This window comes from Candidatus Jettenia sp. AMX1 (assembly GCF_030263775.1).
In the GTDB taxonomy this organism is placed as follows: Bacteria; Planctomycetota; Brocadiia; order Brocadiales; family Brocadiaceae; genus Jettenia; species Jettenia caeni.
On record NZ_SZPP01000015.1, the window covers coordinates 198,135 to 205,585 of the forward strand.

Here is a 7,451-nt window from a genome sequence, read left to right on the forward strand (position 1 = left end):
ACGTCCCTGCCTCCGAGAAGCTTGCCGTTGTATCCACGGCATTCACATCACCGAAGCTTACCGTACCTGTACCGCTCACCACACCCCAGGTTGCCGTTACTACTCCAGGAGGATTCGGCAAGCCATCATCGGTAACGGTACCATTCAGGATTGCATTATCCGGTAAGGTGATCGATTGATCTGCCCCTGCATTAGCTGTGGGAGACTGATTAACCTGGGCTACGCTATACTCAATATGGAGTAATGGCGCTTCTGCCTGATTCCCATCATATGCCTCTGCTACGCGCTTACCAGTTCCCGTGAAAATAACTAACGATATATCCCCGATGGAAGAGGTAAACGCCGTAGCATTATCAACATGCTCGCCTTGAATCGTTAGTGAAGTTGCCTCCGAGGTTATCTCATCTGCCTTAAACTGAATATAGGCATTTGTAATAGTAGCACCTTCCGGAATAGTAATCCCATTAAAACGTATACCTATTATTTGATTGTACTTATCAAATACCAGATCCAGATCGGTACTGGAGAGTAGCATGCTACCTGAAGGCCTCTCTTCTGCATCATCTGTGCTGGCTGAGACCCGGATCTCTCTCACCATAGTGGCGCCGTTAACAACAACGGTAATATCATCACTTTCGATCAACTCGCCATCATCGGCTGTCAGGCGGAGCACATACGTCCCTGCCTCTGAGAAGCTTGCCGTTGTATCTATGGCATTTATATCGCCAAAGGTAACTTCACCAGTCCCGCTAATTTGACTCCAGGTTGTGATTACTGATCCAGGCGGACTCGGTAAACCATCATCAGATACCGTACCATCTAAAATAGCATGGCCAGACAGTGCAATCGTCTGATCCGGTCCTGCATCAACTATTGGCGGCTGGTGATCTGCTAAATAATATACCGCATGAAGCAAGGGCGCCCCACCTGTATCCCCATTAAATGCATCGGCTACACGCTTCCCAGTCCCGCTAATAATAACTGCTAATGAGTTACCACTAGACCAACCTGACCGATTCACAATCTCTTGAATAATCGAAGATATATCAGGTGTCCGCTGATTAAGACCCAGCTCTCCCAGCTTTGTCCATGGCGCAGGAAACCATGATATCGCAGCTATTGTCCTCGGTCTGGATGATATATTCCTGCTAACAGAGGTAAACGTCGTAGCATTATCAACATTCTCGCCTTGAATCGAAAGCGAAGTTGCTTCCGAGTTTCTCTCATCAGCCTTGAATTGAATATATGCATTAATAATTATGGCATTTTTTGGAATATTGATTCCATTGAAGCGCAACCCCACGGTCTGGTCGCTTCCATCAAGAACCATTTCGAGATCAGCGCTCGTGAGCGCCACATTACCTGTGGATTTCTCTTCCGCATCATCTGTACTGGCTGCAACCCTGACGTCTACAAATTCTTCATCGCCTCTACCCAAAACAACGATGGTTACATCATCGCTATTGATTAGTTCACCATCGTCAACAGTCAGGCGAAGCACATACGTTCCCACTTCCGGAAAGCTGGCAGTCGTATCAATAGCATTGGCATTAGCAAAGGTAACAATACCTTGCCCGCGAATCTTACTCCAGGTAACGGTCACTGCACCGGGAGGATTCGGCAGACCATCATCAAAAACAGAGCCATCCAGAGAGGCATCCGCCGGTAAGATAATTGTCTGGTCGGATCCAGCATCAACCGTGGGTACTTGATTGCCCGGCGAAATTGGAGGCAGAGATATTTCATATACTTTGCCATCATTTTCATTTGGATTTTGATCATTATCAACTCCCCGGTCAACGATATAAATGTTCTTGATATTGGGGTCTAAACTGCCGGGAGCTAAGCCAAGGCCCGCCGGTTTCCGGGCATTCGCAGCAGAAATATCAAACACCCGCCTGAGGGTACCTGATGTTGTTATCTCAGCCAATATATTTGGAGGCTTACCGATCAGGTACAAATGGCCATTATCCGGATTAAACTCAATACCCTCAGGATCAGTCACTCCAAGAATCGCCGTATCGAAATGTGTCACCCGATCATCACCCGTCGGTGGCACACCATTGAAAACACCGTTATCTCCCGGTGCAACCCGATGGATTTCAGAACTCACACCATCTGCTATAAAAAGTGCTCCTTGTGTGCTATCGTAAGCAATCCCCTCAGGATCGAAACAACTGAAGTCTGACGTACTGAAAGAAGTAACTATATCATCCGAGGTATCATAAAGTCCGTCAACCCCGGGGTCTAACTCAAATACCTTACATACATTATCGTCAGTAAAGAAGAGATGCTTATTAACAGGATTAATCGTTAAACCTGCCGGCTCAAACGAAAAAGATGTTGTACTGAGGGTATCCAGTAAGTTACCGGTCAGGCTCATTTCAAAAAGATTAACACCGACAAAGATAGGCATTTCATCAACTTCACCATCAGAAACAAGGAGCGTATTAGAGGATAAAAGGTAGGTAATACCTGCCGGATCCGGGCTGGGTGGAGAAAGTAGAGAGAGATCCATAGTCTGCACCAGGGAAGAGCTGCTTGTAGATGCCACACCAGGTGTTTGAGTAAGAGATAACTCAACAATTTTACCCTGCATTTGCTTTCCATCTTTTTCTTTACCATCATATGTCTGTGCATTTTTCAACACATGGGCTTTTTGGCTTCTCTTATTGTCAGGACCGTAATCGGCAATGTACAGGTTCATTTGTGATGGATCATCCGTTAGATCTCCACTCGGAGCGAAAATCATACCTTGTGGGTTTTTGAGATTAAATTCTGATACATCACGTATCGCAACAACCTTTCCTGACTTCGTGAATTCGTACAGCTTTTTCTCAGTAAAACTCAGGATATAGAGATGGCCATTGGCAGGATTGAAGGCAATACCCCGAATATCAGATATGCCGATTTGCTCTAAACATACATAGGAAATCGATGCATCATCAAAACCCTGATCCGCATTTGGCGTAACATGGATAATTTCCGGCACAGCACTATCAAGGATAAAAAGACCTCCGCTGGACGGGTCAATAGTCATACCGTTAGGCCTCCGAAGACCAAACTTCCGGGCATCAAAACTAGTAACCTTAGCAGGATCCAGATTGCCGTCAGCCATAGCCTTTACGGCAATCAATTTATGGACAGCCGGCTGATAGATTAACAAGCGATTGGCCTTGCTATCAAAAGCTATGTTAACAGGATCCGTTATCTGTGTACGAACTGAACTAACCAAATCACCAGAAGAAGTCATCATCATGATGTCGAAAATTTTTGCTGAAGGCAAGGCAGATTTGGGGGCATCCACAATAAAGAATTTCCTGGCTCTTGGAGAGAAAGCAAGACCCGCAGGGTTTGGGATGTTATGATAACCAGTCTCTACAGACCGAACCAGGCTGACGTAAGCATCGGTATCCAGAGCAAATGTTGCTGAGTTGATTACGAGTGAAAAAAGGGAAATAAACACAGCAAAGAGCATTGAGTAGATTAAAAGAATTTTACGCCAGTACGCACAGCACATTTAAATCCCCCCCTTAATTTATCAGATGACAATACCCTGGTCGTTAATAAAGGCAAACTGGTTTGTTTTTCATTAACTTTCTATCTACATCCTGTGATAATTTTGTTATAATAAATACTTTAAAATTAATACGTAGTTATTATGAGAAATCTCTTCCTGCTGGCCATAAAACAAAAAAGCCTTACTGCAAAGATATTTATAGAAATATCTTCGGCAGTAAGGCTATCTTATTTTCATCGTTCCAGTTATGGGTGTAAGTGTCTTTTACTTATACTGACACTGTTCACGAACACTGTCCACGGTTACAAGACCCTTTCCTTTGCGCCCCCTGATTACTCAGAGTTTGCCTTTATCGGAAGACTTTACGCATTCATAATGAATCTAAATAAATTTTATATTTTTAGTTTACCTTATCTATAATTACCCATATGATTTTAAAGCATTACTATATAATGATGTATAGCAAAGTAAAATTTATTTTACGTTTACGTGAATATATCATAGAACACAAAAAAATCAATTTTATTTTATTTTTAATTTTGAAGACTATCATGGAGAGGAATAGTAACTACTTGAAAAGGAGATAATTTTGGATGGTTAATGGAGTCAGGCAAGCTCTTATGATTCACTTAAATCAGGCTGGCTAAATCCAGGGGATGTACAATAAACTTCACAAGCATGGACACAGAGAGCGAATCTTTATTGTAAGGTATGAGAATCACAAACGTGATCCCTTTTGATTAAAAGAGTAATGGGGTGAGCGACGGGATTCGAACTCGTCGTACCTTTTTCTTAAGCTTTTTATTATTAATATGTTACAGTTAGAATCCATTTTGCACATTTTTCTGATAGTATAACTAAATGATCTTTAAATTGTTCTGATGTATGATTCTTGCGTAAGAAATGCAAAAGAAGTTTAATAACTTTTCCGGAAGTGGTTGGATTCACCTTAATTCGAATAACCCCTGGATGGCTACTGAGTGGTAATACCGCCCAATCTCCAAAATGCTCATCAAGGGTAATTAATATACGATTTTCGGATATTGCCTTTTCTAAAATCTGATAGTCGTCCGCTCTTGCCTGGCCCGTTTCAGAAGCACGCAATACATCACATCCTTGTTCACGCAAAGCTTGGGCAACATTCACATGAAACATTTGGTCTAAGTATAATTTTAACGGCTTAGACATTAATTTCTTCTAATTCACTATGATCAAGTGATACCTTTGCATAATGCAAAGCTGCATAGATATCGCCTTTCGTCAGCTCAGGATAACCATCGAGTATTTCTTGCCATGACTTATCCTCTGCTATCAGTTCAAGAATTACTGATATAGGTATCCTGGTGCCTTTAATTACTGGCTTACCATTACATACTCGCGGATTAATCTCAATCCTATCAAACACCTTCATTTATTATTACTCCTATATTATTACTCCTCAAATTTAAAATGATATTTAACATTCATACTTTACATAACACTTGTAACCATTTATGTATATATTGTTAAGAAGAATTGTGGAAAGCAATCTTAACGCAATTAATAATAAAACTGAGAGCTTATTACCGACTAATGATAATGGGAATTCTGGATAGAGTAAGGCACTGGATCTATATAGTTTAGGTTGGCCTATCTCTTCCCCTTCCTTTCGTCCGACAGTACTAGGGATACGGTGGTGGTTAAGTTTCCTGACTGTGATAAATATGGCAAAAAGAATCTCTGGAAATGGTTACAAATGAAAAAATACTCATCAACATCTGAAACATGTCGATGTCTGTGCAGCAAGATATGACAAATACAGGCTATTTGTTATGAACTATCTTGCTTGTAAATGTAATGCCAGAGAAGCAGCAAAGAAAACCAGACTGATATCAGTATGTTATGGGGTGAGCGACGGGATTCGAACCCGCGACCCTTAGAGCCACAGTCTAATGCTCTAACCATCTGAGCTACGCTCACCACACTCTATAGGAGAAAAAACTTAATATTTATGTAATAAACAACGCGCCAGGAAGGATTTGAACCCTCGACCGCCGGATTAGAAATCCGATGCTCTATCCAGCTGAGCTACTGGCGCATAACTCGCTTATCAAAACATTACACAGCAGGCTTAAATAAAAATATCACGCTTGAAACCCTGTCTATTTTGTACACCAATTCCTGCAAAATTTACCCTGTTTGCTATCAGAAGTGCTGTAAATTTAAAACTTATTTATACAGGTTCGGTAAATTATACAAAAAATGATATCTTTTTCAAGGAAAATGATAAAGCTTTTTGAAAACCGATAAGCTATCAACTAAATTATGTATTGATTATTTCATTCACAAGTCACTTCTCTAATCATAAAAACAGACCAGCTTCATCTTAAAAAGATGAGGCCAGTCTGTTCCCTACATTTTCCACAGAACTATACTTTGGGAAAAGAACTTACTTTTTCTCGTACTTAATATGCAATTTAGGAGCTTTCTCAGGGCTCTCATTTTTCCTGGCACATTCATAAGATACAGCCACTCTCTTTCCTGTACCTGTAATAATGAATGCCATTGCATTGTTTTCAGACCAGCCGGACCGATTTACTATTTCCTGAACGATGGAAGTAAGGTCCGGTGTTTTCTGGTCTTGTCCTGATTCTCCTTCGGTATTCCAGGCGGGAGGATTCCAGATAACATGGGCTGCCGTTTTATTCCGGGAAGAGACATTACCATTATCGATAACAAAAGGATTGGCATCGCCTGAGGCCTCGCCCTTTATGGTAAGACTCGCCGCATCTGAGGTTATTTCATCAACCGTAAACTGTAGGTAGGCTTTGGTAATCACAGATCCTGGTGGAATGGCGACAGAATGAAATCTCAGTCCAACGGCTTGGTTCGTAGCAGCCTCTACCAATTCGAGATCACTGCTATTAGAGTATATGGTCCCATCTTCCATTTCTTCAACATCATCTTTATAGTCTGATATGAGGACATCAACACTACTCTCCGTACCAGATGATTCCTGGTATTCGACATATAATTGGGGAGCTTTACTAAGGTCATCATGCTCTGCTGCGCCTTCGTAAGACTCTGCCACTCTCTTTCCTGTGCCTGTAATAATAAATACCATTGCATTGTTTGCTGCCCAATCGGGTTGATTTATTATCTCCTGAACAATGGAAGTAAGGTCCGGTGTTTTCTGGTCTTGTCCTGATTCTCCCTCTTTATCCCAGGAAGCAGGATTCCAGGTAATATAGGCTGCCGTTTTATTCCGGGAAGAGACACTGCCATTATCTCTATCAAAAGGATCAGCGTCGCTTGAAGCCTCACCTTTTATTACAAGAGTCGTCGCCTCTGAGCCTGGTTGATCAGCCGTAAACTGTATATAGGCTTTGGTGATCACAACTCCTGATGGAATGTCAAGAGAATTGAACCTCAATCCAATTTTCTGTATTTTATCGTTATCCTCAACCAGTTCCAGATCTGTACTGTCCATTATCATATCATCATCGCCACCTCTTTCCTCCACGTCATCATTCCCTCGGTCTATAGCGACATTTATTTTTCTTACATCACCATCATCCTTATCCGTTGTATCTGTGGGATTATAAGAAGGATCCGTAGTGATGATTACTTTATCCCATGTCACTCCATCTTCGGCTGCCCCGATAACAAAGGGGTAGTTTCCCGGCGGAGTAGAAAGGCTCTTTGGCAATTTAATCCAGGAATAAGTTCCATTGGAAGAAGTAGGTACCGTTATTTTAGAATCACCATTAAAGGAAACCGACAGGGAATTGCCGCTATCATCACTTCCCTTCGCACGAATCCAAACATAATATGGATAATTCTCCTCGGTAACTATGAGGGAGTATTCTGCATATGCCCAATCTCCCATTCCCTCCGGTGCAGTAATCGCTGTACCACCCGATGCATCTGCGTCACTTACCTTCTTTGCCGT

Annotated in this window: 3 protein-coding genes, 2 tRNA genes, 1 pseudogene and 1 riboswitch; all 6 genes and pseudogenes read right to left on the bottom strand. The window is 41.9% G+C overall.

The window, feature by feature from the left end:
- Positions 1–3,520 (bottom strand): PKD domain-containing protein (locus FBQ94_RS06435; RefSeq protein ID WP_285442051.1); only part of this gene is annotated, 3,520 nt, incomplete at its 3' end.
- Positions 3,521–3,729: 209 nt separating this feature from the next.
- A riboswitch (cyclic di-GMP riboswitch) is annotated at positions 3,730–3,878 on the bottom strand.
- Between the two features lie 449 nt (positions 3,879–4,327).
- Positions 4,328–4,708, bottom strand: a complete 381-nt coding sequence (locus FBQ94_RS06440; protein WP_285442052.1) for a DUF5615 family PIN-like protein — start codon at positions 4,706–4,708, stop codon at positions 4,328–4,330.
- Positions 4,701–4,931: a DUF433 domain-containing protein gene (locus FBQ94_RS06445; protein WP_007222016.1), complete on the bottom strand. Its 231-nt coding sequence runs from the start codon at positions 4,929–4,931 to the stop codon at positions 4,701–4,703. The genes FBQ94_RS06440 and FBQ94_RS06445 overlap by 8 nt, the downstream gene beginning before the upstream one ends.
- A gap of 471 nt (positions 4,932–5,402) precedes the next feature.
- Positions 5,403–5,479, bottom strand: a tRNA-His gene (locus FBQ94_RS06450).
- A 44-nt stretch (positions 5,480–5,523) separates the two neighbouring features.
- Positions 5,524–5,597: transfer RNA gene (locus FBQ94_RS06455), tRNA-Arg, on the bottom strand.
- A 351-nt stretch (positions 5,598–5,948) separates the two neighbouring features.
- Positions 5,949–7,451 (bottom strand): annotated as a pseudogene (locus FBQ94_RS06460) (right-handed parallel beta-helix repeat-containing protein); the annotation flags it as partial.

Coding starts and splice junctions, on each gene's coding strand:
- FBQ94_RS06440 (WP_285442052.1), bottom strand. CDS start 4,708: ATGTCTAAGCCGTTAAAATTATACTTAGACCAAATGTTTCATGTGAAT.
- FBQ94_RS06445 (WP_007222016.1), bottom strand. CDS start 4,931: ATGAAGGTGTTTGATAGGATTGAGATTAATCCGCGAGTATGTAATGGT.